This window comes from Synechococcus sp. PCC 7335, assembly GCF_000155595.1.
Lineage (GTDB): Bacteria > Cyanobacteriota > Cyanobacteriia > Phormidesmidales > Phormidesmidaceae > Phormidesmis.
Genome location: NZ_DS989904.1, coordinates 2,676,837 through 2,701,806, shown reverse-complemented (window position 1 = coordinate 2,701,806; position 24,970 = coordinate 2,676,837). Strand labels below are relative to the sequence as shown.

The window sequence follows — 24,970 nt, the reverse complement described above, 5'->3', positions numbered from 1 at the left end:
CAGCTATCTTTTAAGCAGCTTTTAGGCAGCCTGCGCAGAATATTGAGTAGCTTGCTGAACCTCTCCATACAGCGTGTCTCTCTGTCTAGCGGGTCTGCCTACAGATTCAATCGCGCTGATCAGATCTGCTTCACTTTGGCAGGTTCCGCCTGTAGCTCCAGCCATCGAGGTAATATGCTCTTCCATCAAGATCCCGCCAATATCGTTGCAGCCCCAGCGCAGCGCTTCAGTCGCACCGTCTAGACCCAGCTTCACCCAGCTAGGCTGATGGTTCGTAATCCAACTGCCTAGAAAGATTCTGGCGACAGCTGTTAGTAGCAGCGCATCTTCTAGCACTGGCTGATCTCTGCCGACTCTGCGGCGTAAGGGTTTAGGCGCTTCTTGTCCAACAAAGGGTAGCAAGATAAACTCTGTTATTCCAGTGTGGCCTGCCGCTTTTGACCTTTGTTGAAGCGATCGCAATAAGTCTAAATGCTTTACCTGCTGCTCTACTGTTTCAATATGGCCTGAGAGCATCGTGCTGGTGGTTGGCAATCCGACCTCATGCGCTAGTCCAACAATCTCTAGCCACTGAGCAGCCGTTGTTTTTTCGGGGCACAGTATCCGCCGTACGCCATCGTCTAGTACCTCTGCTGCCGTCCCAGGTAAAGAGCCAACGCCGACATCGCACAGCGCTTCTAACACAGCTCTCAAGCTCAGTCCATCTTCTCTAGCGATGAACTGCACCTCCTGTGGTGAGAAAGCATGTACGTGCAGATCAGGCGAAGCTGCTTTGATAGTTTCTACTAGCTTGCAATAATACGCTAAAGAAGAGCCTTCGATCTTGGCCTCAGGATTTAGTCCGCCCTGCATACAGATCTCTGTTGCACCTAGGGCTGCGGCCTCTTGCGCTTTTTCTAGAATGCCACTCCAGTCAACCCAATAGGCACCTGCTTGGTCGGCGTCACGGCGGAAGGCGCAAAAGCTGCAGTGCTGCTCACAGATATTAGTGTAGTTGATGTTTCGGTTTAGTACGTAGGTGACCGTATCCCCCGCCTGCTGATGTCGCAGGGTGTCTGCTGTTAGACGAACGGCTTCTCTATCTGTCTTAGAGTCTACTTTGAGCAGAGCGATACCTTCTTCTATCGAGATGTCCTGACCTGCGATCGCCCGCTCTAAAATCATCTTAATCTCTGACATCAACCTGCCTATCAACCCATTGCATCACCCTACTAGCTTAGCCTCTGAACGCCTTAGTGATAAACACCCTTCAAAGAGCTGTTTAGATAGCCGTCTAGGTAAAAGTGCTATCGTTAACCTACTGACCTATCTCGTGCATCCCTCATACCAGTGCCATGGTGCTTTCGAGCGAACATCCAATGGCAAAGCATAACGCAACTCGGGAACAGCCCACCGTTACTTGGGAACCACTTCCAGACAACTTTGTTCTGCCTGATGATCCTGGGGAAAATATTCAACAGCCCCCACTCGCCGCCGCTCTTACTGATGCACTAGGAGAGAATGGCCTTATTCAGCCAGAGATGCTAATCGGTTCAAACTTTGGCCTAGTTGCCAACCTCGACAAACGTATTGTTGTCAAAGCGCCTGATTGGTTTTATGTGCCATCCGTCCTACCTATTCGAGAAGACGTTATTCGCCGTAGCTATACGCAACATACCGAGGGCGACGATCCGGTCGCGGTTGTGATGGAATTTCTCTCCGCCGATGACTGCGGCGAACTTTCTATATAGATCAGTTCCTCCCTATGGCAAGCTCTACTTTTATGAGCAAATTCTACAGGTGCCCACTTACGTCACCTACAATCCCTATGAACCTAGCTTAACGTCAGTTCGGTTTAAGCAGCAGGGGGAAGTTCCCACTCCATATGGAGAGAAGGCTTCTTCGGTTGGTGGCAATAAGCAATCAGTCCACAGAGGATGTTGACCCAGCAGTTGACCGGACTACGGTGACGAGAATGCTCTATCTGCGAAATGTTCTTCAGTTGGTCGATAATCGTTTCGATGATGGAACGTTTGCGCGAGAGCAGCTTGTCAGTAAGCCGCACTAGCTGGTTCTTCATATTGCGCCGAGGCTTAGCAAAGAACTCGATGTTGAACACCTCGAGTAGTTGCTTAGCCAGCTGCTTCGATACATAGCCTTTGTCTGCGAAGACTTTTCCCCATAGTCCAGTGAGTAAGTCAAAGGCGGGCTCACGGTCGTCCGTATTGCCCGGGGTCAGGGTGAGGTTGAGTAGTTCACCGCACTCGTTCACCACGAGGTGTAGTTTGAAGCCATAGAACCAGCCGACAGAGGTTTTGCCCCTAGCCGCCGTATCTTTGCAGACCTTATGCTGCCAGATCCGACGGTTGTGGCAGACCGATAGACTGGTCGCATCGATAAAACTAATGCCTGTACAACGGCCGAAGCAGCGCTTTAGATAACAGCACAGCGGGAACAAACAAGAGGGCGTCCATTCGACAAAGCGGTTATAGCTGACTAGCGTTGGAAACGCTTGCTTCCAGTACTGGCATACATGATGAACGTAGTAGTGTTTGAAGGTGCGGTAGTGGCTTTGGTGAAAGCCGATGAGTATCGTCATGATTTCGCTCAAGCTCAGTGAGCGAGCGCGTTGTCGCGTCTTCAGATGGTGGCTTAGCAGCTGACGCTGCCAGAGGGGTTCAAACACTTGGCAAAAGTCATCGACGTGGCAGAACAGTTCTTCTAAGCTGAACATAGTGGAGGATAGGGCTGATGGGTTTTACAACTTCAGCTTACCTATCCTCCTTTCTTCAAGCTTTCCTTATCCCGAACTGACGTTAGCTTAGAGGTTCGAGGCCTTGAGAACGGTCAATACGTCCTACAGGCCGCTGATGAGGATGGCCGATTTTGGATACCAGAACTACAGCTAAACTTGGGAATATGGAAAGGGGAGCGCCTAGGTAGGACAACTCACTGGCTGCGCTGGTGGGATGAGTCTGGTAGCCTACTGCTGTGGAGCGCTGAACAGGTATTGGTAGAGCGGCAGAAAGCTGAAGCAGCAAGACAGAAGGCTGAGGCGCTTGCCATGCAGCTAAAGGAATTAGGGGTCCACCTGGATACTTTGACCTAATGTTTAAGGCTATTCATCTCCAATCGCCATTAGGTAGGTATATTCCACCACGCGATCGCACCCCTTCCTCAGACATCACATAGCTCCAAGCCGTTTGCAAAGGCTGCTGCGCTAAGTCAAAAGCTGTCATCTCACAGCGCAAGTACTCATTCTCAAAATCGCTTCGATTAGGAGAATAGCCTTCTAACCGATCCAAACCCTGGAGGATATCGGCGCAGGTTTCAGGCGGCTGAACGAACCTAAGTAGAGAGCCCTTCACCCAATCATTGCCGACCGTCATCGCCGGATAGCCTAGACGTGGAAAACTATACAGACGTCCCTTCACCATCGCCGGAATTGCCTCAGTCAAGTACATGCCACAAAATCGAACATGAAAGCGCCCGCCCGGCTTCAGCGTACCATAGACGAATACAGCAAGATCAGCATCGAGTTCACGAACGGACTTGGAAATATCAGATTTCATCGGATTCTAAAGCCACAACATATCCTCAAATCCACTTCACCCTCTAAAATACAACCTTAGGCAAGCGAACAAAAAGGAACTGTAGCAGCGTGGAAGTGCGATATAGCCCAGCAGAAATAGAAGCGAAATGGCAGCAGTACTGGGCTGACAATGCCCTAAACAAAACATCCGCAGATCTAGGGCCAGACGCCAAAAAGTTCTACGCCCTTTCGATGTTCCCCTATCCATCGGGCGATTTGCATATGGGCCACGTCCGCAACTACACGATTACCGACGTAGTTGCCCGCGTTCGTCGAATGCAGGGCTACAACGTCTTACACCCAATGGGTTGGGATGCCTTTGGCCTACCCGCCGAGAACGCGGCGATCAAGCGTGGGGTCCCTCCGGCGGACTGGACGCTCAAAAATATTGCTCAGATGCGCGATCAGCTCAAAGCGCTGGGCCTTTCCTACGATTGGAACCTGGAAGTGGCAACCTGCTTACCTAATTACTACCGCTGGACCCAGTGGATCTTCTTACAGTTTTTTGAGTCAGGCCTTGCCTACCAAAAAGAAGCGGCGGTGAACTGGGACCCAATCGACCAAACCGTTCTGGCAAACGAACAGGTAGATAGTGAAGGCCGTTCCTGGCGCTCTGGGGCAAAAGTCGAGCGCAAATTGCTCAAGCAGTGGTTTTTCAAAATTACCGAATACGCCGATCAGCTCCTAAATGATTTAGACAAGCTGCCCGGCTGGCCCAATCGGGTTAAAACCATGCAGGCGAACTGGATTGGTAAGTCCAAAGGCGCACAGGTCACTTTTCAGACTGGCGCTGGCGAGCTAGAGGTCTATACTACTCGCCCCGATACGCTTTGGGGCGCAACGTTCATGGTGGTCTCTCCTGAGCATCCGCTAATGGAAAAGCTCACCACGTCTGAGCAGGCCGAAGCTGTTCAAGCTTATCGAGCGGCGGCGGCTGAACTCAGCACAATTGATCGCACGGATGAGGGAAGAGAAAAGACGGGCGTCTGGACAGGCAGCATGGCTACCAATCCGGTCAATGGCGAAGAAATTCCAATCTGGACCGCTGACTACGTGATGATGGACTACGGCACGGGCGCAATTATGGCTGTGCCTGCTCATGACCAAAGAGACTTTGAGTTTGCACGTAAGTTTGACTTGCCTATTAAGGTAGTTGTCCAGCCAGAAGGAGAGTCTTTTGAGGGCGCGACGATGAGCGCAGCCTATCCGCATGATGGGGTGATGGTGAATTCTGGGCCGTTGGATGGGGTACCGGCAGGCAAAGGGAAGAAGAAAAGTGTGGGGCGAGCGATCGCATACCTACAAGAACACTCGCTTGGCAAAGGCACCACCAACTATCGTCTGCGCGATTGGCTAGTGTCTCGTCAGCGCTACTGGGGCGCGCCCATTCCGGTAATTCATTGTCCAAAGTGTGGCACGGTGCCTGTTCCCGAAGTGGATTTGCCTGTCAAGCTACCTGAAAACGTAGAATTTACTGGGAAGAGCGTACCTTCTTTGGCTAAGTTCGACGATTGGGTAAACGTGGCTTGCCCGAGCTGCGGAACAGGTGCCCAACGTGAAACCGATACGATGGACACTTTCTTAGATTCGTCTTGGTACTTCTTGCGCTATGCCGATGCTAACAATGAGGAGAACGTCTTTTCTAAGGATCGGGTTAACAAGTGGCTGCCGGTTGATCAGTATGTAGGTGGGATCGAACATGCGATTTTGCATCTGTTGTATTCTCGCTTTTTCACTAAAGTGTTGCGCGATCGAGGGCTTCTCGACTTTGACGAACCTTTTGAGCGCCTGCTCACTCAGGGCATGGTACAAGCGATCACCTACAAGACGTCTGACGGTCAATTCATCGTTCCTGAAAACATCGCCGACTTGAACAATCCCGTCGATCCAGACACAGGCGCACCGCTCAAAGTCTCCTTTGAGAAAATGTCAAAATCTAAGTTTAATGGCATTTCTCCGATTGCTGTTCTAGAAAAGTACGGTGCAGACACTGCCCGTATGTTCATTTTGTTCAAAGCGCCACCCGAAAAAGATCTTGAATGGGATGATGCTGACGTTGAAGGTCAATATCGCTTTCTCAATCGGGTCTGGCGAGCGGTGATTGAATTTGCCCAGTCTGACAACGCCGCTAACCTTGTGAGCGCTAGCGACAAGATCGACCAAAGCACACTCAATAAGGCCGAAAAAACGCTTCGCCGTGCTACCCATACCGCTATCAAAGAGATCACGGAGGATATCGAAGGCGACTATCAGTTCAACACGGCTGTCTCTGAGCTGATGAAACTCAGCAACGCCATCAACGATACCAAGGACAAAGCCACTCCCGTCTTTGCTGAAGCCATCTGCGCTTTGGTAAGGCTAATTGCACCTTTTGCACCCCACATTGCCGACGAGCTATGGTCTGCTCTGACTATAAGCTCGGGCTTTACCGATTCTGTTCATCGACAGCCGTGGCCCAAAGTCGAATCGGCCGCCCTGGTGGCTGATGAAATCACGCTGGTTATTCAGGTGATGGGTAAGACCAGAGGAACCCTCCAGGTGCCTGCTAGCGCCGACAAAGCGGCGTTAGAAAACTATGCTCGTGGATCGGAGATAGCCCAACGCTATCTAGACGGTAAAGAGATCAAGAAAGTGATTGTTGTACCTGGCAAGTTGGTCAACTTTGTGGCCACATAGCAACCCGCATTTGTATTGGGAAATACAAACTTAATCATCGTTAGTATAAAGTCAGGAAAGCATCGCCAAAATTACTGTGCAGACCTGATAAGATTTGCCTAGAGTCTTTAGCCGTAAATATACATAGGACGTACCCCATGGTTGCGCTGACCTCACCTCAACTTCAAACTGATGTTCGAATTGGTTTGGGCAAAGTTTTACTTGTCGAGGATGAAGAACTCATCCGCGAGACAGTGGCGCTCTCCTTGGCAGACGAAGGGTTTGAGGTTTGTGTCGCAGACAACGGTCAGCGAGCGCTAGAGATGATTCTAGGGGGTATAGAGCGAAGCGGAGCAGAAAAGCCCCAGCCAGTGGCCCCAGACATCAGTTTAATCATTCTAGACTTGATGCTCCCTGGGATGAACGGACTTGACCTTTGCCGCCTGGTCAGACACCAAGGCATCGATATCCCTATCCTTATCCTTAGTGCAAAAGGCACTGAGACCGACCGTGTCCTGGGGCTTGAAGTTGGCGCAGATGACTACCTGACTAAGCCCTTCGGTATCCGGGAGCTAATTGCCCGATGCCGCGCGCTTCTTAGGCGCTGCCAATCCCAGGACAAACCCAACGAAAAATCTATTCTCCGCTTTGCCGATATCGCTTTACACACTGATGAGTGTCGGGTTTTCCTAGGTAGTACTGAAGTTAGTCTTTCGCCAAAAGAATTCAAAATTTTAGAATTACTCCTCAGCCAGCCTAAGCGCGTCTGGTCGCGTAACCAGATTATTGATCAGGTTTGGGGCTACGACTTTATGGGTGATAACAAGACGGTAGACGTACATATCCGCTGGCTGCGTGAAAAGCTAGAGGAGAATCCTGGTCAGCCAAAGTATCTAAAAACCGTACGTGGCTTTGGCTATCGCTTGGGTTAGCTTTCGATTCTACGTCAGTGTGGGTGTGCCAGAGTTTTGGCGCTTCAACAGATGGGTGTGGCGTATCTATCAGCTTGAGTCTGATGTCTATGTAGAGACTGATCGCAGCCCAGCTTTTCCTTCTGTAGAAAAATAACAGCTCTATACTTTTCTAAAAGTGGCTGAGGAAGATCAAATCAAAGCGGTAATATACTTGCGCCAAAGTTTTCAGCAGTAGCTTTTGTAGAATGAAGAGTTTAGACGGTGGTTTTAACTAATTCACTGCAGATCTATTCACGACTGCAAACGGCCAAGAATGCATCAATAGATTAGAGACTAGGGTATGCTCTGTGATAACAAGTGCTACTGGCCTCGCTAGATAGCAGATTATCAAGAAAGCATATGCCTGTAGCTATTCATGCGACTGAAAAACCGTTGTTCAAAATTTTTAGCGACGACTTTTTCTTTTCTATTCCACCTTACCAACGTCCTTATGCTTGGACCATAGAACAGGCAAGCGAATTACTGACAGATGTACTTGCATTTCTAGAGGGGTCTTCATGCTCTGTATCAGACGTCAATCCCTATTTTCTGGGGAGCATTGTCTTAATTAAATCTGACGATCCCAAAGCCGATGTTGTTGATGGACAGCAACGTTTAACAACGCTCACTATCCTTCTTTCAGTTCTTAGGAAACTAGACAAAAGCGGTCTAAATCTTGAAAACTACCTTTACCAGCCAGAAAACATAGTAGCGCAAATACCAGCCCGTTATCGGCTCAAACTACGCGAGAAAGATGAGAGATTTTTTCGTGATTATATCCAAGAAGAATTCGGACTAGAGAATCTACTGCAGTTGGACAGTGCTCAAATTTCAGACAGTCAGCAGCGTATCCAAGAGAATGCTCGTTATTTTCTAGAAGTACTGCGCCCCCTAGATGAAGCAAAGCGTCTACGGCTTACTCAATACTTAATGACGCGATGCTTTCTAGTCGTCGTCTCTACGCCTGACTTGGACTCGGCATACCGCATATTTTCTGTTTTGAATGCTAGGGGATTAAACTTAAGTCTCGCCGACTTGCTTAAGTCGGAGATCATAGGAGCCATTCCCAACCACCAACAAGAGAGATATACGCGGATTTGGGACAGTGAAGAAGAAGACTTAGGACGAGAGGCATTTCAAGAGATGTTCTCGCATATTCGAATGATTCACAGGAAGGCAAAGCTTCGCGAAACAGCTCTCAACGAATTTCGAAAGTATATACTGCCAAATATTAAGCCACCCGAACGATTCATTGATGACATTCTGAAACCGTACTCAGACGCACTAGAAACTATTAAAAAAGCGAACTACCAAGGTGGGCAGGAAACTGAAGCGGTTGATGCTTGCTTGCGATGGCTAAACATGATAGATAATTTTGACTGGATTCCTCCAGGAATTTTGTACATCTCAAGATACAAAAGCCATTCTCCTGAGCGATTAGAGAGATTTTTTGTTGATCTCGAAAGGCTAGCAGCAGGACTTATGATCTTGAGAGCAAACATCAACACTCGGATAAATCGCTATGCAGAGCTGCTGACTAGTATTGAGAACGATAGCGATCTCTATGAAGATGACTCACCGCTACAGTTAACTTCAGCAGAAATGACGGAAATAGCAGACACTTTGAACGGCGATTTGTACTTGATGACTCGCATCAGAAAGTATGTTTTGCTGCGTCTTGATTCCGCATTAGCAGCGGGTACGGCAACCTATCAATACCCTATTATCACCATAGAGCATGTCCTCCCTCAAAATCCTAAGGAAAACAGTCAATGGATGGAGTGGTTTGAAGGGGAAGAGCGCGAACAGTATGTACATAAAATTGGCAATCTGACTTTGCTTTCTCGCAGAAAAAATGCACAAGCGCAGAATGATGATTTTGACCAAAAAAAAGAAAGATATTTTTCTAGCAGTGCAGGTGGTGCTAACTCCTTTGTTTTAACTACCCAAGTTTTACAGAAAACCACTTGGACGCCAGAAACAATTGAACAGAGACAACGTGAGTCGGTTGAAACTCTAAAGTGCTTGTGGCGACTTTAAAGGACGTTGTGTACACCACTCGACTAATATCGAACATATTTAACATTCGTACGGTGACGTGAATAACGTATAGCGCAACAGACGATTACTATATGTATATTCAGGTGAGCGCCAGGCGATTTCAGACAGGCTAATAGCGTGGTGCCGATTTATCCTGGCTTCTCTAAAACTACCAAGGCTATTTCACAAACGTTACCGATAGTTGAGCTAGGAGTTTACGAGCACAAGAATGCGCTACTTGCAAAAATTACAGCAATTTCCACTTGGCCGACTTCTACAATTTGGGATTGTTGGTTTCAGCGGTGTTTTTGTCGATTTAATCGTGTTCTATCTACTGCGAACTGAAATTGGGATGACCCGATCGCTTAGCATCCTTCTCTCTATCGAAGCCGCTATCATCAACAACTTTTTCTGGAACGATGCCTGGACGTTCGCCGATATCGCTCAGCAGCAAAAGGGTTGGCCAGCTAGGCTTCAACGATTCTTGAAGTTTCATTCTGTCTGTTTAATCGGCGCCGTACTGCAATATCTCTTGATTGAGGGATTTTTGCTCCTACCGTTTGCGCAACAGATTCCGGCACTAGTGAGTCAGGTGGCTGTGGGGAAATGGGCAAGCGCGGCGGATGAGTATGTGGCAAAAGTGATCGCGATCACCCTAGTCACCCTTTGGAACTTCTGGCTTAATCTCAGACTGAGCTGGCGCAGTCGAAGCTGACGCCCTTAAACGAGAGCAGTAGAAAACAACTCCAAAAACCCAGACACACTAACAACTTCGCTAATAGAGATATGACAGCGTTTAGTCTTACCTGAGATGAACGGCTTAATCAGCCTATCAATGGCACTCAGTCAGCAGGCTACCGGTACTCTGCCAATCCCAGATGTTATCTAAGTAAGAGAAAATAAGGCTTCTTCAATATATTTCTCTCTAGGGTTTGGAAGGGTTTGGAACTAGTTTTGGCTTCTTTATTAGTACGTGATAACTAGCTCGAAAAGGAAAGGTTTTGATAGGTTCGGGTGTACTATTCTAAGTTTGCCCATCGGCATCTGTTCGTTCAATGTACAAGGGCCGCCGCTGTTGAAAACGATAGGTTGAACTACCCACACTCGAAGAGTGTTCGATAGACTTCCTCAGTTGCCCTATCTGTTGGAAAGAGACATTCTAAACGTAGCTCTTGAAGCGTAATGTCTTGAGGCGTTCCCAACGTTGTCAGGGTCGTGAAGAAGCTCAGCCGTCGATCGGACTTCGAGAAAATAGTGTTCAATAGTGGCAGTTGCCAGTTTTCCTTCACAGGCGATCGCCAAAGGTTATCGACCTCAGGATAAGCTAGAAGACTGTTAAACAAGACTTGCGACTGCTGCTCGCCGCCTGTTCGTGTCTCTCGATGAACGCGATGAATAAGATGAGAAGCCACTACCTCCCAGTTCTCAACGTGTTCTTTAACACCCTGTGGGTGCAGCATTAGCTTAATCAGATTAGGGCCAATCTCAGCGGGCAGTTCCTTTCCTTCTGTCAGCCACCCAATGAGGCGCTTAGCTCCCTGATTCATCATGACCTGGTTCCAGTAGCGATCCATCACCAAGGCCGGGTAAGGTTCTTGCTGTCGCAGTGTAAATTCTAAGGCGCGGCGAATAGGCGCAACTTCTGGATCACTTAGGTCAAACTCTGAATAGAGAGCCGCAAAGCCAGCAGCTGTCAACATCTTGTTCTGTTGACGTAGAGGAATATCCAGCACAGTTGAGAGAGTAAGTACCATCTCACGGCTAGGCTTAGAGCGCCCTGACTCCAGAAAGCTAATGTGTCGTTGAGAGACGTTGCTAGTGATGGAAAGGTCTAGCTGACTGAAGTTGCGTTGCGATCGCCACTGCTTCAGCAACTGACCGAACGCATTGTCTATGATTGCTGCCATCGAGGTAAACCCTCCCTTACGACTTGCCTCGAACGTTTTAATCTTATTACCTCACAAGTAATTGAAATAATTATCTCCCATGCGCACAATACAAGCATGCACTCAAAGACGACGAAGCGAAGGAGAGTCAGAATGCAAACAATTCTTACCCAAACGGACAAACGGACTGCTGATGTGAGCCGGTTTTACGGCATCTGTAGCGCACTTAGCGTTATCATTTCGTGGGGCATCTTCTCACAGTTCCTGCTCTCAGGCGACGCTTCTATCAGCAGTTTCTTCGAACAAGCCTTCAGCACCCCTGTTTCAACCCTATTTTCTAGCGACATCGTTATCACAGCGCTTATTTTCTTAGCCTTTGCGCGGATTGAACTAAAGCGACTAGGAATGCCTGCTCATCGACTCGCACTCTATGCCTTAGCCACCTACTTTGTGGGTATCTGCTGTAGTCTCTCTTTATTTCTCTATCAAAGAGAGCAGTGGCTAAACAGGGAGGACCATAGCGTATGAGAAGCTTGTTGTTTCATCTGGGTTTCTCTACATTGCTAGCTCATGAGCTAGACGCAATGACGCAAGCGGAGTGGAGACTCTTGTTTATTCTACGCCAATTTCCCGACCTACTAGCTCGTAACCTGTTTGTCACGCTTCATGTCCCTGTTGTAGCTATCTTGCTATGGCTTATTCAGCATCCGTCGACAGTTGTGCGCAGATGGGCGAGAACAAGTTTAGCTTTGTTTATGGTTATCCATGCAGGACTGCACTGGAATCTAAGAAACCACCCACTTAGTACATTCACGTCGACGCTTTCTCTAAGTCTTATCTATGGCGCGGGACTGCTAGGGTTCATCTATGTGGTCTCTGCTAAGCGGCCTAAAGGTTTATGGCAAGCAGTGTAGTGCTTTTATAATGACGGTTGGTTCTTAGAGTCCGACCCAGTATTATCAGAAGTCTAGCTATCTGGTGAAGTACACTATCAAAAAACTATAGATAGTCTCATTATTTAGAGGTTTCCGTACCTTCAGAAATTATACTTGTGGTTGACCTATAAAACGCCCTTGCTGTATATCCTGCAAGCTTTTGTCCTGTACTGAGTTGCCGAGTAACCTAATCCACCCGTGTTTCAACAAATATAAGAACAGCGGGTGCGACCCCTTATGAGTAATTTGCTGCTTTCTCCCCCTAGAGGACCGTTAGAAGTTCCTGACAGTCTCTCGATAGCAGCCTCATCAAAAGCAACAGAGACTATCCTGTCTTTGATTATCCCGACCTATAAAGAAAGCGGTAACGTCGATAAGGTTGTTGCTCAACTGACTGAGCTTCTAGACAACTTTATTCCAGATAAATATGAGCTAATTCTAGTAGATGACGACAGCCCGGATTCGACGTGGCAAGTTGCACTAGCATTGACAGACAAATACCCTCAGCTTCACGTGATGCGACGTCAAAGCGAGCGTGGTCTTTCCTCTGCGGTTATTCGCGGCTGGCAGATGGCTAGAGGAAAGATATTAGGTGTTATCGACGCAGATCTACAGCATCCGCCAGAAATTTTGCTGAAGTTGTTAAGCAGTACGCTTGACGGCGCAGATCTAGCGATCGCTAGTCGCCACATAGCCGGTGGTGGGGTCAGCGACTGGAGCATTGCGCGTAGGCTGTTGTCGAGGGGGGCTCAAGTCCTGGGTCTGCTCGTATGCCCTCGGGTGGTAGGACGAGTGAGCGATCCGATGAGCGGCTATTTTATGGTGCGCAGAAGTGCGATCGCTAGCCGCCGACTAAGTCCCATTGGATACAAGATCTTGCTTGAAGTGATCGGACGGGGCGAAATAAAAACCATCGCTGAAGCTGGCTATGTTTTTCAAGAACGTAATTCAGGCGCTAGCAAAGTTACCTGGAAGCAATACGTCGAATATATCGGCCATCTGATTCGCTTGCGATCGCAAAAGCGCGTGAGTCGCACTCGCCAAAAGTGGCCAATGAAACGCTTTATCCGCTATGGCATCGTTGGCTTTGGTGGCGTTGTTGTCGATATGGCCTTGCTCTATTTACTGTATCAAGCGGTTGGATTGGGACTAATTATCAGCAAAATTATTGCTGCTGAAGCGGCTATTTTCAGTAACTTCATCTGGAACGATATCTGGACTTTCGCCGATATGCTCAAAGAGCAAACTGGCTGGAGCAACCGCTTTAAACGTCTACTTAAATTCAATACAATCTGTCTGAGCGGACTGGTGTTAAACATTTTGCTGTTACAAATGTTCTTCAGCGTCTTTTTCGAACATAAACTCCCCTATCTCGCCAATTTAATTACGATTTTTCTGGTTGCTGCCTGGAACTTCTGGCTCAACTTTAAACTGAGCTGGCGGGTAACAGCGCTTCAATAGAGAAGATTAGAAGTAGATAATAAAAGACAGACTAAGAGAAATGGTTTAAGCCAAAGAGACAGCCTACCCCTCTTCCCAAACTTCCAATAGCGCCGCTGCTCGGTCTGCGCCTTCTCCATTCTCCTGATCGCGATAGAGCTGTAAGGAACGCTGAAGTTCCTCAAGGGCGCTGTTTTTGCTGCCTTGGCCCCATAGTGCTAAGCCCAAGTTGTAGCGGACGCCAGCATCTTCTGGGAAAGCTCTTGTCAGCTGACGGTAGGCAAGTACCGCTCGAAGGTATTGCTGTCTTTCTAACAACAGTTCACCCAGCGCTGCCTGGGCTTGAAGCAGTCTTGGATTGTGTTCTACAGCTTGTTCATAGTGATTAAGCGCGCTGTTAATATCTCCTCGTTTGCGCAAAATCTCGCCTAAGAAGTACTGAGAGTCTGAGTCTCTTGGATTGAGGGCAACGGCTCTTTGTAAGGAATCAAAGGCTTGTGAGTCGTTGTCTTGCGCTAGCCAAATTCTAGCCAAGTTGGCATGAACACTCGCCCGGTTGGTGTCTATCGACCGGGCTCGCTCTAGGGGAGATAAAGCAGCGTCGTAGTTGCCTTGAGTCAGATAAAGGAGTCCGATAGCTTCGTAGGCCTGAGCATTACCAGGTGCTATAGCAACCGCTCTTTCATAGGCGCTGCGAGCATCGTCGTATTCTTCTAGCCTAAGCAGCGCTCCACCTAAACCGATGTATGCATCTGCCTCTCGGGGTGAGATATCAATCAGTTCACGATAGGTATCAGCAGCTTGCTCGAACGCTTCATCCATGAACAGACTATGAGCTAGGCCATAGTAAAAGGATAGATTGCGTGGGTCACGATCTAGTGCCTGCCGGTAGTACTCAGCGGCAGGCTGAAAATTATCTTGTTTTAGCTGCAAGTAGGCAATGCCGGAATAGATCCGGGGATTGTCACGGTCGATCTGGAGCGATTGTTCGTAGAGTGCGATCGCTCCTGGATAATCACCCGCATCGATCTGATACCGAGCCCTAGTTAACAGATCCGCTAGCTGCTCTTCTTGCTCACTGCTTAAGTTGCTATTGCCAGCTTGAGCAATGAGACCGTTGGGTATTTTCGTGGCTAGTTGGGTCTGCACTTGTTGATCCTGCACGCTCTGGGCTTGCACATCCTGCACATATAGAGAATCGACCTGAGCCGAGATTGCGCTTTCGGCAAAAAGTAGGCTGGCAGACAGGGTCATGCCCGTTGATAACCCAATCCGGGCAAAGCGAATTGTGAACTTGTGTAGGCAGACCATAGACTAATGCCTCCTAATAACTTGACAATGGCAAGGCCACAGAAAAGCACTTATGAAAAACTGCGCTGACCCATGATTCTATCAACAACTGACTCACTTCAAGGCGTCGATATCAAAAACTACCTGGGAATTGTCACTGCCGAGGTTGTCTACGGTAGTAATGCGCTGCGAGACTTTTTCGCGGGTATCCGGGATGTTTTAGGTGGACGTACGGGCGCTTACGAACGTGTTTTTGAAAAAGGACAACAAGATGCGCTCAAAGAGCTAGAGAGCCGAGCAAAGCGTCTTGGCGCGGATGCTGTGCTCGGCGTCCAAATCAGAACGGACACTATCAATATCGATGATCATGGCGTACTGATGCTGATTACGGCCACGGGCACTGCTGTGAGCCTGTAGTTCGCTCGCAATCATCGCCTACTCTCGTCGGAACACTACTGAAAGATTATTCGCAGGCATAGGAACAGTTTCTATCAATGCCAAAGAGTGTTTTTGGGCGACCTCGCTCACCGCTTCAAGATCTCGAATTCCCCAAAGAGAATTGCGATCGCGTAGCAGAGCATCAAATGTCTCGTTGCTAGGTGCCGTTTGCCGCCCCGCTTGCTTGAATGGTCCGTACAGATACAGGGCTCCGCCTGAGGGTAATACTCTCTGTGCTCCAGCCATCAAATGCTGACACATCTCCCAGGCTGAGATATGTAGCATATTGATATTCACAATTGCCGTAATCGGCTGAGCTAGCGCAAAGCCTTCGCTTTCGACTGGCCAGGGGTGCTGGCTTACATCTAGAGCGATAGGGTCCATCAAATTCTTGGCAGGTAACGCCTTTACCCAAGCGGCTACACTCGCCCTAGAATCTCGATCAGGTTCACTGGGCAGCCACTGTAAGTGACTTAACCTAGGAGCAAAGAAAGTTGCGTGCTCACCAGTACCGCTAGCAATTTCTAGAACCGTACCAGTCTTAGGCAGCACTTGCCGCAATACATCTAAGATAGGCTGGCGATTGCGCTCAGTAGCAGGCGCATACCTACGAGAATCTACCATGTGTATCCCAATTCGTATTTCTAGAAGCCTTCAAGTTTTCCGATACTATCCGTTGAAAATCAAGCTTCAGGTAGGCTAGCAGTTCGGCCTTCAAGCAGGTAGTGTCCGAAAGTCGTGCTTAAGAAAGACAATGCAATTGGACCAAAAAGGAAGCCTATGAGGCCGTGAACTGCAAACCCTGGTACGAAGGTAGAGGACAGCCACAGACAAAAACCATTGACTATCAAAGAAAATAGACCAAAGGTAACAAAAGTCAAGGGCAGTGATAGCAGTTGGATAATCGGTTTAACTACGCCATTGACTATGCCGATAGAAATGGCAGCTAGAACAGATGCAGTTACAGTATCAATTGTGATTCCAGGCAGTAGCCAGTCGAGAATTAATAGACTAAATGCGGTAATAACTGCAGGCAATACTATTCCAAGCATCCTAGAAATCTTTCCATTGCAAATTAAACTATCGCCCACAGTGGCTTATTAGTAGCAAGCGAAGCATCTTCATACAGACAGAGTTTTGGGGACTTGAGCCCCCTTTTTGCGCTTTTTATGCTTCTTGGAGACCTTAACGCCTTGATATGGTAAGTGAGGCATTCAATAGCGTTTTGGCAGTAGGGTAGTAGGCCGCCCAAAAGTAGGTTTCAGGATGCGATCGCCACTGTTCTCTGTTAACCTGTAGCGCCAGAATCGGTATTGTGATCCCTTCGCTTTCTACCACCACATTGATAGATACAATTGTGGTTAGCAAATCATCGTTAAAGCTACGCTGTGCACCTGATTTGGCAGCTATTTCGGCTCGATGAACTAGAGCTTCGTAGTTCTCTTCAGCTTCTCGAGCCAAAAATAAATCTAGGCGCGAAGTGTACGCTTGAGAAGCCTGAGGGGCGATGAGTGCCTCGGTAATCCAAACACCTGTGCCACCAAGCACCGCAGCTAGCCCTGCCGATAGAATTGAATGTCCTAGAGAACGCTTTAAAGAGCGCCTACGGCGTCGATAAATGGACCGCTTAGTAGGACGAGGACGCTGCATAGAGTAGGAGTCAGACGAAGGGTTGTGGGTTAAGTAGCGAGTTGACCACATGTGGTTAAATCAAAATTGAGTGTTCAGCAGCCAAATTTCACAGCGTACTACATGCATAGCACTGCATGCCTGCTGAGTTATACCTATCAAGTTTCCCAGTATAGAAGGCTCTCTACTTTTTCTACCTTAAGGTGTTATCTTTCCGAGCTATCTGCATAAAAAAGGCGCTGTGTAAAGCGCAAACGATATAAAACGCAGACAGTATCAGGCCTAGGAGGTGTAATAGCTTCCGGTGTATGCCGGGTCGCTATTTGCCAACTATGATTTGCCAACTATGTTGTTCATAGTGTAGTTGAGCCATCTCATCTATTTAGCTCAGCTGTCTCATCTATCATTTTTGTATGTATGGGGAAGTTTAAAAGACCTCTCTTGGACACATTTCTATCTGTCAAGGTCTAGCTAAGCTAACCGCGCCTAGCAATTTTTCAACGCTATAGTCTGGAGGCTTTCAATGCCTAACTACTGGGCCATCATAATTGGAATCAACCACTATCAATATTCGCGGCCGCTGATGCACGCTGGGGACGATGCTCTCTCTGTGTATCGGTTCTTCACACGTTTAGCAGACGTTGCGTCTAGTCGCTGTGTCCTGCTCAGCGATCTAGTAACAGGTGATCTAGCAACATCTGCCAGTGACCAAGCAGTCTATCCAGACAAGTCCTCGATCACTGAACGAATGCAGACCGTCTTGCAGCAAGTGGGTACCGATGACGTTCTTTGGATTTTCTTCAGCGGTTATGGCGTTCAAGTAGGCTGTACTGATTATCTATTGCCTATCGATGGCGATCACGACAATATTGAGGAGACTGGAGTGGCGATCGCCGATTTGATTGATTCGCTTGCTCAGATTCCTACCAAGAAGGTCCTTCTAATTCTAGACATGAGTCGGTCGCAAGGGGCCACAGCCGATCAGACCATTGGCGCCGAGTCTATAGCACTTGCTCAAAAGTACCAGATTTCACTACTGCTCTCTTGCCAGCCTGGGCAGTTCTCTCACGAAACAATAGATTTGCGCCATGGCTTATTCACAGCAGCGCTTTTAGAAGCCCTAGAGCAAAAATGCAATACCGCAGCAGCACTTAGCGCTTTTGTTGAAAAGCGCTTGCCTGAGCTATGTGAACATTACTGGCGACCTGTTCAAAACCCTGCGAGCTTGATATCTGACACTCAGCGAAAGGCTGTCGTCGTTCCCGCTTTTCAAAAACCGTTTACTGATCTCAACGCTTTGTCGGTTGATCGATTGTCACTCAATCGTTCGTCTCCAGGCAGCCTAGCTTTTGAACCAATTGCTGCCTCAGGTGCTGGCCCGTCTGTCCAGGCCGATGAACCTAGAGCTTCAAAGATAGCAACAAAGTCGATAGCTGCTGAGATTGCACTAGAGCATAGCCACTTCGGATCTAAAGGTCATGACTGCGACGAAAGCAGCGAGATCATGTCAGTCAGTCCAAGCGATCTCGCAAGGGACTTCGAGGAGAAGATTCATAGCAGAGAGATTGAGAAGGGTGCTAAAGGGACTGTAGATTCAGACGGCGGCACTACTGCCACTGTGCATGACAGCCGGAGTCGGAGTTTTGCTAAAACTCTTAACGGCACTAAGCTACGCAACTGGGGCTTGCTAGCGCTAGTGATTTTACTGATAGGCGGCACTCTCTTTGGACAACGGGCTGCTCAAAGAGCAGTGCAAGCGCTGGTTAATGGGACGATAGCTCTAGTCGGAAGAGAGCCAGATAGCGGCTTGAATCAAGACTCGAATCAAATAGACGGATCAGAGGCTACAGAGAACCTGAGTACAGCTACCCCCTTAGAAGAAACTGGCGCCAATGAATCGGCTAGCGCAGAGCTAGAGCCATCTAGCACGCAAGCGTCAGAGCCGGTGCCTACTAGCCCCGTAGCAATATCTTCAGATACCGTACCCCCATCTGATAGCGAAGATTCCGATGGTAACAACACGGAGTCGGCCACCGCTGCGGCACTAATTGCCCAAGCGAATGCTTCTCTTCAGCAGGCACAATATACTGAAGCCCTAAGCACTTTGCAGCAGGTACCCAAGGCACAGCGAGATAGCGCTTTCGCTGATGCATTAGCAAAAGCTAGAGTAGGCGCAGCAGCAGTACAGCAGATAGAGGCTTCGATGCTGACCGATGCGAAAACTTCTATTCAGCCTATCCAAGCTTCTAAGTTTGCAGAGGCAATCAATAAAGCGAAGCTGATTCAGCCAGGTGACCCTTTCTATGAAGAGGCCCAGCAAGACATTCGTAGCTGGAGCCAGGTAATTTTGGATATTGCAGATGGTCGCGCTACGAGTGGAAATTTGGAAGGTGCGATCGCAGCAGCTAGCGTTATGCCCGATGACAACGCTGAGTCCTACCAAAACTCTAAAGACCGCATTGCTTTTTGGCGACAGCGTCAGAATAGCCGTACTATCATTGCTGCTGCCCAAGCAATCCCCCGCTCTGGGCAAGCTAGCTCTTATCAAAAGGGTATTGTCAAGCTGCGCGAAGTATCTATCGAACACCCGGAATACGAGAGCGCCCAGCAGTTGGCAGACGAATGGAGTCAACGGATTTTCAGTATTGCTCAAGCCCGAGCTGCCCAAGGAAGATTTCGCGAAGCCGTACAGGCAGCCGTGCTAGTACCGGCTGGAACAGTAGCTTATGAGCCGGCTCAACAGACCATTAAACGGTGGCAAGCCCAATAGGCAAGACGCTAACGACCACAAATCGCTAGAGATTCTGCAGGGGTGTCCTTTGAGTCAGTTAAGTCAGTCACTCGCTTACTATCTCACTGGCCATCTCTTATAGCAGAGCGGGTACCAGTGAGGGCGTCTACGGTACGCTGTAGCTTGGCTTCGATCGCCTGTTTTTGGCTCATCAGCTGGCGGAATTTCTGGTACCGAGCGATCGCCATGCTGACCATTCCCATTTGCTCAGGCGGACAGTGTTGTGAGATAACTCGTCCACTTTGATCCATGTGACATAGGCGATACGTTGTCGTAGCCTTCTCCCCATCAGCTTGACTACTTTCGGCTTTACCACTTTCGACTTGACTACTTTCTTTAGAGCTAATCACTTCTACATACTGAAGGAGTACGTCTAAATCACCATGGCGCAAGATAGCAGCATCGACTCCGGCGTCCTTTGTAGCCGACTGCGATCGCGCTACCGAGGACTCTAGCCAGCCGTCAACCATAGGCCCTTGATCGTGTAGTGCATGTATGGCATCAACAATCTGTCGTAGTTGCTCGTGCCAAATAGAGACTTCTGATTGAATATCTCTGAGTAAGTTGAAAGCAAGTGCCGGATTGACCTCATGCCTTTGACTAACAAAATGCTTTGAGCGAACGGGTGGCAGCACGACTGTCTCAGATAAATTCTTAAACGTACTCGTGCCAGTATTTACACTCACTTGAGAATAAATCATAGCGGCTGAACCATTGGAAGAAAAACGCCTATAGCCCATGAATCTGAATAAAGGATGAGAAGGAGAGCTATAGCAAACATTGATAATCTAGCTTTTAGAAAACACAACCAAAGTTAGATAAAAAGTTAACAAAAGTATGTAGCTCTACAGATTCTAGCTTGATAAACGTTCCTGGCCTTATACCTACAAAAGTTCTTAGCTTTATACCGGATGCAAAGGCTTGACTTAGGTTCGATCGAATAGCCTAATTCGACAAATGGGCATCTTACCAACAGCGCTCACTGATTAGTACCTCCATCGAATGCCGCGATCGCGAACACGCAGCTACCCTAGGCTCGTCTCGCTTTCAGATAATCAATCTCAGACAATAAGTGCTAACTTTGGTCTGAGATTAATCGTCTATTTCTCATTAGATTACATAGATTTGCGTACCGGCCGCGATATATGGTTTTCTATACGCTCGTTGTTCTTAACGTTGTCTAGTGATCTAGCAGCATGCAAAAAATACTGATCGTTGATGATGATCGCACTCTACGAGCTGCCATCACTCGCTATCTAGAAGATAGAGGGTTTGTTGTGAATAGCGCAGCATCTGGACTAGCTGGGTTCAACAGCTTCAGTCAAGAGGTGCCAGATTTAATCGTCTCTGATATAGTCATGCCTGATATGGATGGCTTTGAACTTTGTACAAAGATTAGAAATACTGACGCTGGCCAGCTCTTGCCTTTCATTTTCTTATCCGCACGTAGTGAGCTAGAAGATCGAATCCAAGGTCATACGCTCGGGGCCGACGACTATCTAGTTAAGCCTTTCCATCCCAGAGAACTTATTGCCAAGATCGAAGCTCAGCTAGCAAGAGCCGATCGTATTCGCTTTCAAATTGAACTTGCCTTGCAAAACGCTCATCCCCGACTGGGGCGTGAAAAGTCACCGCTGCCGCTGACACCTGCTGAAGAAAAAGTATTTTGGGAAGTTATTCAAGGCTATACCAATAAGAAGATAGGCACGCACTTGTTCATTAGTCCTCGAACCGTCCAAACCCATCTCAGCAGCATTCTTAGCAAGCTTGAGTTGGAAAATCGCTCTCAGCTAATTCGCTACGCCTTCGAAAATGGCTATACGCCGCTACAAAACACCTAGTAAACTAAGCAGGCATTCCACTATTCCACCATTACCACTATCATTGGACAAGTCACGACCCCTCAGGCAGTTCCTTTATCTTTACTGCTCTTGCCCTTTGTCTAACGCATGTCTTCAAACGCTACCGGGATAGATACGCTTACAGCCACACTCACCTCAGGCCCTACAAAAAAGCAGCTACAGGCTGTGTATGAGCTATCTAAACTGAACGCTACCGGCAATCGCATTCTCATCGATTTCTTAAAAACTGAGTTAATCGAGCAAAAAGAGGCGCCTACGGCTATTCATGGCAGTGCCTATCAACGACTTGGTACGAGTAGTTCGGAGACTACCAAAGCCTTCATTAATCAGCATTTTCCTAACGGTTTGCTCACACCCCAATCAGAACAGGGCATAGACTATAGCGAACTTCAGAAGCTGTTGGTTAAGCAAGATTATCAGAGCGCTGATAAACTCACCATGCAGAAGCTCTGTGAGCTAGCAGGCGAAAAGGCTGTGCAGCGAAAGTGGGTTTACTTTACCGAAGTCAGTCAGTTCCCTATCACTGACTTGCGAACAATTGATACGCTCTGGCGCATTTATTCAGAGGACCGCTTCGGCTGGAGTAAGCAGCATGAGCTGTGGGAGCGCCTAGGTAAAGACTGGGAACGGCTTTGGACACAGCTGATTTGGAAGTCGGCTGAGGGTGCTTGGACACGCTATCCAACCGAATTTATCTGGGATCTATCGGCACCCGTTGGCCACTTGCCACTTTCTAATCAACTACGAGGGGTCAGGATGATGGATTCACTTCTCTCACATCCGGCCTGGACCCGATAGGCAATCGCCCTCGATAGTCTTCGCGCACCCAGCTAGGATTCACCAGCGTTTGCGCTGCGCCCAATAGCTGACGCGGGTGATCGATTAGCCAAGCAGGTGACTGCTTAGCCAAGGCTTCGCGGCTGCTAAATCCCCAGGTCACCGCCGCAATCGAGATACCCACTTGTTTAGATGCATCGATATCTCTAGTCTCATCGCCTACATAGATTACTTGGGAAAAATCAAGCCCTTCCCGTCGAATGATTTGCTTAAGTGTTCGAGCTTTACTCAATAGGCCAACTCCTCCTTGAATCAGGCTAAACAAATTAGCAATCTGCTGCCGTTCTAAAAACCGTAGAATATTGTGCTTAGAGTTAGAGCTCATAATCATCAGCTGATGACCGTTTTCACTAAGGGCTTTGATCGTTGGCACCAGTTCAGCCGCAACGGGTACAGCATCGAGCTCTGTGGTCATTTCCCGACGGACCTGACGCAGTAGAAATGGCAGCCGAAACAGCGGTATCTCCGACTGTTTGAGCATCTCTTTAGTGCTCAAAGACTGATAGTATCGCAGCTTGTCTGGTGTGGTTGGTGAATAGCCATACTCTGGAGCGATGCGGTTAGTGATACGCACGATCGTATCGAGCGTGTCGGCAATGGTGCCGTCAAAGTCAAAAATTAAAACTGCCACGCTGCCGGAAAGAAACTGAAAGGTCGTTTCATCAGCATACCTTTATCCTCGCTATTGCCAACGACCAGAGCGCAAAATGCTGCCAATTAACCACAGTCCTAAGAAAGATGCTGAAGCAAATAGTGAAACACTCAGCCACTGCAATTGTTCAGTCTGTTGATTAGTTGAAACAATGGCTGCGCCAATGATCAAAGCAGCAACCACTGTACTAAATGCTCGCCGATTGGCAGCCTTTTCTAGACTGCGCTGCATAGAAGATAAGCCTTGAATTTGTAGATTCCATCGTAAAGTTTCGTCACTAAGTCGATCGAGTAAGAAACCAACTTGCCTAGGTGCAGACATCGATAGATTACGCAGCTCTAAACCTGTACGCAAGAAAAGCTGAAGCGGATCTGTTCCAATCAGCTGCTGCTGAAAGAGATCTATCATCAGTGGCTGAATCTCGCTCATAAGGTTGACAGAAGGGTCAAACTGTCTAGCTACCCCTTCTAGATTGGCTAGAGATTTGGTAAATAGACCAATATTAGCCGGCCAACGTAAGTGATTGCGAATGCCCGTCTCGATAATCGCACCGAATGCTTCAGCCGTATTGAACCGGCTAAGATCAAGGCCATAGTAACGGCCTAGCAGGCGAGCGTAGTCACTTTCTAGTCGGACAAGATCTACTGGCTTGAGGGGTTCTGTGACCTGGAGCGTTAGCTGAGCGCAGCGCTGAGCATCTGAGCTAACAATAGCCAACACTAATTCGGTCAGCGTAGCTCGTGTTTTGGGGTCCAAGCGGCCCATCATCCCGCAGTCTAGAATGGCGATTGTCCCGTCGTCGAGATAGAACAGGTTGCCAGGGTGAGGGTCCGCGTGAAAAAAGCCTGTTACAAAATACTGTGAGAGAAAAGCACGAAACAACAGCGTTGTAATTTCGCTTCTTTCTTTCTCTTTTGCGTTTAGGCTATCTGTACTTGCATTTGAAAATGGACTCTCAAAGAAGCTAGGGAAAGTACTTTGAGGCAGGCGACTAATCGATTCGAGCGGATTATCCGTTCTATCGACGAACTGATTGCTAGCAGAGTGGTTGTGGGTAGGGTGATTCTTGGCAGCCCTACGAGCAAAAATATCTGCTTGTAGCAGCGGTTTTCCGTCTAGCCATTCCATCACTAGAATTTTTGAATTCGTCAGTGGCCAAAGAATTCTCGGCACTGTTAACCGCTCGGAATCGACCCAAGCGCTATCCAATAGGTTTTGGCGCAGCTCATCGGTATAACGAGCTTCGGTAGTAAAGTCTAGTTCCGCGGTAAGGGCGGCTTTGAACTCGTCAGCGAGCTCGATGATGTTGTAGCGTTGGCCAAACTGCGTGGTAGAGACTAACTTGGCGATGTCTTTGATCAAGCTCATATCGCGCTCGACCTGTTTGATAATGCCAGGACGCTGCACTTTGACAGCGACAGGCTGGCCGCTCTGGAGGACGGCACGGTGGGTTTGACCAATAGAGCCCGCCGCGATCGCAATGTAATCAATCTCAGCGAATACCTCTTCAGGCGATCGCAGCATATTTTGCCGAATGAAAACTTGAATTTGATCGACTGGCACAGCCGGTACCGTCGATTGCAAATCACTTAGCGCTTGAATGTAAGCAGGCGAGAGTAGATCAGGGCGAGTACTCAGTAGCTGGCCGAGCTTGACATAAACCGGACCTAGCTCAGTCAAGATATTTCGCAGTACGGCCGGTGGCGGAAGTTCTGGTTCGTCTTCTGCGTTACCAGTAAGCAAGCGTCGCATGTAGTCCCAACCATTCTTGAGAAAGACCTCAGCAATCTCGCGCTGCCGTGAGATTAGGCTAGGTGTCAGTATGGAGGGAATAGGACGAGGCATAGTACTAGCACTCTAAAACATATAGGTGAACGTCAAATAACGGACGGAAAAGATGCAGACAAGTCTCTACCCTAATGCTAACAAGTGTGGCATCACCTGTGCTGAAGCCGGTTATGGGCTCCAATATGAGATCAGCCTGATTATGA

25 protein-coding genes are annotated in these 24,970 nt (G+C 48.3%); 14 read left to right on the top strand and 11 right to left on the bottom strand.

Annotated features, from left to right (window positions below; all coding sequences use genetic code 11):
* Nucleotides 1-21 precede the first annotated feature (21 nt).
* On the bottom strand, nucleotides 22-1,179 hold the full coding sequence (cofH, locus tag S7335_RS11785) for a 7,8-didemethyl-8-hydroxy-5-deazariboflavin synthase subunit CofH (protein ID WP_198011367.1): 1,158 nt from the start codon (nucleotides 1,177-1,179) through the stop codon (nucleotides 22-24).
* Nucleotides 1,180-1,358: 179 nt separating this feature from the next.
* Here cofH and S7335_RS11780 point away from each other — a divergent pair, with 179 nt between their 5' ends.
* On the top strand, nucleotides 1,359-1,730 hold the full coding sequence (locus tag S7335_RS11780; RefSeq protein WP_006454012.1) for a hypothetical protein: 372 nt from the start codon (nucleotides 1,359-1,361) through the stop codon (nucleotides 1,728-1,730).
* A gap of 104 nt (nucleotides 1,731-1,834) precedes the next feature.
* Here S7335_RS11780 and S7335_RS11775 read toward each other — a convergent pair whose 3' ends face one another.
* On the bottom strand, nucleotides 1,835-2,713 hold the full coding sequence (locus S7335_RS11775; protein ID WP_006454164.1) for an IS982 family transposase: 879 nt from the start codon (nucleotides 2,711-2,713) through the stop codon (nucleotides 1,835-1,837).
* Nucleotides 2,714-2,890: 177 nt separating this feature from the next.
* Between S7335_RS11775 and S7335_RS25935 the strand changes: the two genes are divergently transcribed.
* Complete coding sequence (locus tag S7335_RS25935) at nucleotides 2,891-3,088, top strand: hypothetical protein (RefSeq protein ID WP_006453797.1); 198 nt, start codon at nucleotides 2,891-2,893, stop codon at nucleotides 3,086-3,088.
* A gap of 13 nt (nucleotides 3,089-3,101) precedes the next feature.
* Here the strand turns inward: S7335_RS25935 and S7335_RS11765 are convergent, their stop codons facing one another.
* Nucleotides 3,102-3,551: a gamma-glutamylcyclotransferase gene (locus S7335_RS11765; protein ID WP_006454414.1), complete on the bottom strand. Its 450-nt coding sequence runs from the start codon at nucleotides 3,549-3,551 to the stop codon at nucleotides 3,102-3,104.
* An 89-nt stretch (nucleotides 3,552-3,640) separates the two neighbouring features.
* Here S7335_RS11765 and leuS point away from each other — a divergent pair, with 89 nt between their 5' ends.
* From leuS to S7335_RS11745, 5 genes are all read left to right on the top strand, one after another.
* On the top strand, nucleotides 3,641-6,247 hold the full coding sequence (gene leuS / locus S7335_RS11760; protein ID WP_006453374.1) for a leucine--tRNA ligase: 2,607 nt from the start codon (nucleotides 3,641-3,643) through the stop codon (nucleotides 6,245-6,247).
* 137 nt (nucleotides 6,248-6,384) lie between these two features.
* The gene (locus tag S7335_RS11755; RefSeq protein WP_006453530.1) at nucleotides 6,385-7,158 is read left to right on the top strand and encodes a response regulator transcription factor; all 774 of its coding nucleotides are present in this window, start codon (nucleotides 6,385-6,387) and stop codon (nucleotides 7,156-7,158) included.
* Nucleotides 7,139-7,294, top strand: coding sequence for a hypothetical protein (locus tag S7335_RS27775; protein ID WP_157620202.1), 156 nt, complete (start codon nucleotides 7,139-7,141; stop codon nucleotides 7,292-7,294). The genes S7335_RS11755 and S7335_RS27775 overlap by 20 nt, the downstream gene beginning before the upstream one ends.
* A 245-nt stretch (nucleotides 7,295-7,539) precedes the next feature.
* Nucleotides 7,540-9,219 carry a DUF262 domain-containing protein gene (locus S7335_RS11750; protein WP_006456262.1) on the top strand — a complete coding sequence of 560 codons (1,680 nt, stop codon included), beginning with the start codon at nucleotides 7,540-7,542 and terminating at the stop codon, nucleotides 9,217-9,219.
* A gap of 229 nt (nucleotides 9,220-9,448) precedes the next feature.
* Nucleotides 9,449-9,934 carry a GtrA family protein gene (locus S7335_RS11745; RefSeq protein ID WP_006453481.1) on the top strand — a complete coding sequence of 162 codons (486 nt, stop codon included), beginning with the start codon at nucleotides 9,449-9,451 and terminating at the stop codon, nucleotides 9,932-9,934.
* Nucleotides 9,935-10,313: 379 nt separating this feature from the next.
* On the opposite strand, the gene S7335_RS11740 is transcribed toward S7335_RS11745, so the two are convergent.
* On the bottom strand, nucleotides 10,314-11,126 hold the full coding sequence (locus tag S7335_RS11740) for a helix-turn-helix domain-containing protein (protein WP_006453916.1): 813 nt from the start codon (nucleotides 11,124-11,126) through the stop codon (nucleotides 10,314-10,316).
* 132 nt (nucleotides 11,127-11,258) lie between these two features.
* Between S7335_RS11740 and S7335_RS25930 the strand changes: the two genes are divergently transcribed.
* From S7335_RS25930 to S7335_RS11725, 3 genes are all read left to right on the top strand, one after another.
* Nucleotides 11,259-11,633: a DUF2834 domain-containing protein gene (locus S7335_RS25930; protein ID WP_006456843.1), complete on the top strand. Its 375-nt coding sequence runs from the start codon at nucleotides 11,259-11,261 to the stop codon at nucleotides 11,631-11,633.
* A complete protein-coding gene (locus S7335_RS11730; protein WP_038016143.1) occupies nucleotides 11,630-12,019 on the top strand; it encodes a DUF6713 family protein in 390 nt (129 codons plus the stop codon). Before S7335_RS25930 ends, S7335_RS11730 begins: the two co-directional genes overlap by 4 nt.
* A gap of 258 nt (nucleotides 12,020-12,277) precedes the next feature.
* The gene (locus tag S7335_RS11725) at nucleotides 12,278-13,501 is read left to right on the top strand and encodes a glycosyltransferase (RefSeq protein ID WP_006453559.1); all 1,224 of its coding nucleotides are present in this window, start codon (nucleotides 12,278-12,280) and stop codon (nucleotides 13,499-13,501) included.
* 63 nt (nucleotides 13,502-13,564) lie between these two features.
* Here the strand turns inward: S7335_RS11725 and S7335_RS11720 are convergent, their stop codons facing one another.
* Nucleotides 13,565-14,791: a tetratricopeptide repeat protein gene (locus S7335_RS11720; RefSeq protein ID WP_006454675.1), complete on the bottom strand. Its 1,227-nt coding sequence runs from the start codon at nucleotides 14,789-14,791 to the stop codon at nucleotides 13,565-13,567.
* A 72-nt stretch (nucleotides 14,792-14,863) separates the two neighbouring features.
* Here S7335_RS11720 and S7335_RS11715 point away from each other — a divergent pair, with 72 nt between their 5' ends.
* On the top strand, nucleotides 14,864-15,187 hold the full coding sequence (locus tag S7335_RS11715; protein WP_006454660.1) for a YbjQ family protein: 324 nt from the start codon (nucleotides 14,864-14,866) through the stop codon (nucleotides 15,185-15,187).
* Between the two features lie 18 nt (nucleotides 15,188-15,205).
* Here S7335_RS11715 and S7335_RS11710 read toward each other — a convergent pair whose 3' ends face one another.
* The 3 genes from S7335_RS11710 to S7335_RS11700 form a co-directional block, all read right to left on the bottom strand.
* The gene (locus tag S7335_RS11710) at nucleotides 15,206-15,832 is read right to left on the bottom strand and encodes a DUF938 domain-containing protein (protein ID WP_006457228.1); all 627 of its coding nucleotides are present in this window, start codon (nucleotides 15,830-15,832) and stop codon (nucleotides 15,206-15,208) included.
* Nucleotides 15,833-15,891: 59 nt separating this feature from the next.
* Nucleotides 15,892-16,245: a phage holin family protein gene (locus S7335_RS11705; protein WP_255346462.1), complete on the bottom strand. Its 354-nt coding sequence runs from the start codon at nucleotides 16,243-16,245 to the stop codon at nucleotides 15,892-15,894.
* Nucleotides 16,246-16,393: 148 nt separating this feature from the next.
* Nucleotides 16,394-16,858, bottom strand: a complete 465-nt coding sequence (locus tag S7335_RS11700) for a hypothetical protein (RefSeq protein ID WP_071776985.1) — start codon at nucleotides 16,856-16,858, stop codon at nucleotides 16,394-16,396.
* 502 nt (nucleotides 16,859-17,360) lie between these two features.
* On the opposite strand from S7335_RS11700, the gene S7335_RS11695 reads away from it, so the two are divergent.
* Nucleotides 17,361-19,607, top strand: coding sequence for a caspase family protein (locus S7335_RS11695; protein WP_006456638.1), 2,247 nt, complete (start codon nucleotides 17,361-17,363; stop codon nucleotides 19,605-19,607).
* 83 nt (nucleotides 19,608-19,690) lie between these two features.
* Here the strand turns inward: S7335_RS11695 and S7335_RS11690 are convergent, their stop codons facing one another.
* Complete coding sequence (locus S7335_RS11690) at nucleotides 19,691-20,329, bottom strand: hypothetical protein (protein WP_157620199.1); 639 nt, start codon at nucleotides 20,327-20,329, stop codon at nucleotides 19,691-19,693.
* Nucleotides 20,330-20,824: 495 nt separating this feature from the next.
* Here S7335_RS11690 and S7335_RS11685 point away from each other — a divergent pair, with 495 nt between their 5' ends.
* Complete coding sequence (locus S7335_RS11685) at nucleotides 20,825-21,469, top strand: response regulator transcription factor (protein WP_006455116.1); 645 nt, start codon at nucleotides 20,825-20,827, stop codon at nucleotides 21,467-21,469.
* A gap of 108 nt (nucleotides 21,470-21,577) precedes the next feature.
* Nucleotides 21,578-22,288, top strand: coding sequence for a GUN4 domain-containing protein (locus S7335_RS11680; RefSeq protein WP_006455104.1), 711 nt, complete (start codon nucleotides 21,578-21,580; stop codon nucleotides 22,286-22,288).
* On the opposite strand, the gene S7335_RS11675 is transcribed toward S7335_RS11680, so the two are convergent.
* The gene (locus S7335_RS11675) at nucleotides 22,242-22,958 is read right to left on the bottom strand and encodes an HAD hydrolase-like protein (RefSeq protein ID WP_006456622.1); all 717 of its coding nucleotides are present in this window, start codon (nucleotides 22,956-22,958) and stop codon (nucleotides 22,242-22,244) included. The genes S7335_RS11680 and S7335_RS11675 overlap by 47 nt on opposite strands.
* Before the next feature lie 51 nt (nucleotides 22,959-23,009).
* Nucleotides 23,010-24,824, bottom strand: coding sequence for an AarF/ABC1/UbiB kinase family protein (locus S7335_RS11670; RefSeq protein WP_006456805.1), 1,815 nt, complete (start codon nucleotides 24,822-24,824; stop codon nucleotides 23,010-23,012).
* Between the last annotated feature and the right edge of the window lie 146 nt (nucleotides 24,825-24,970).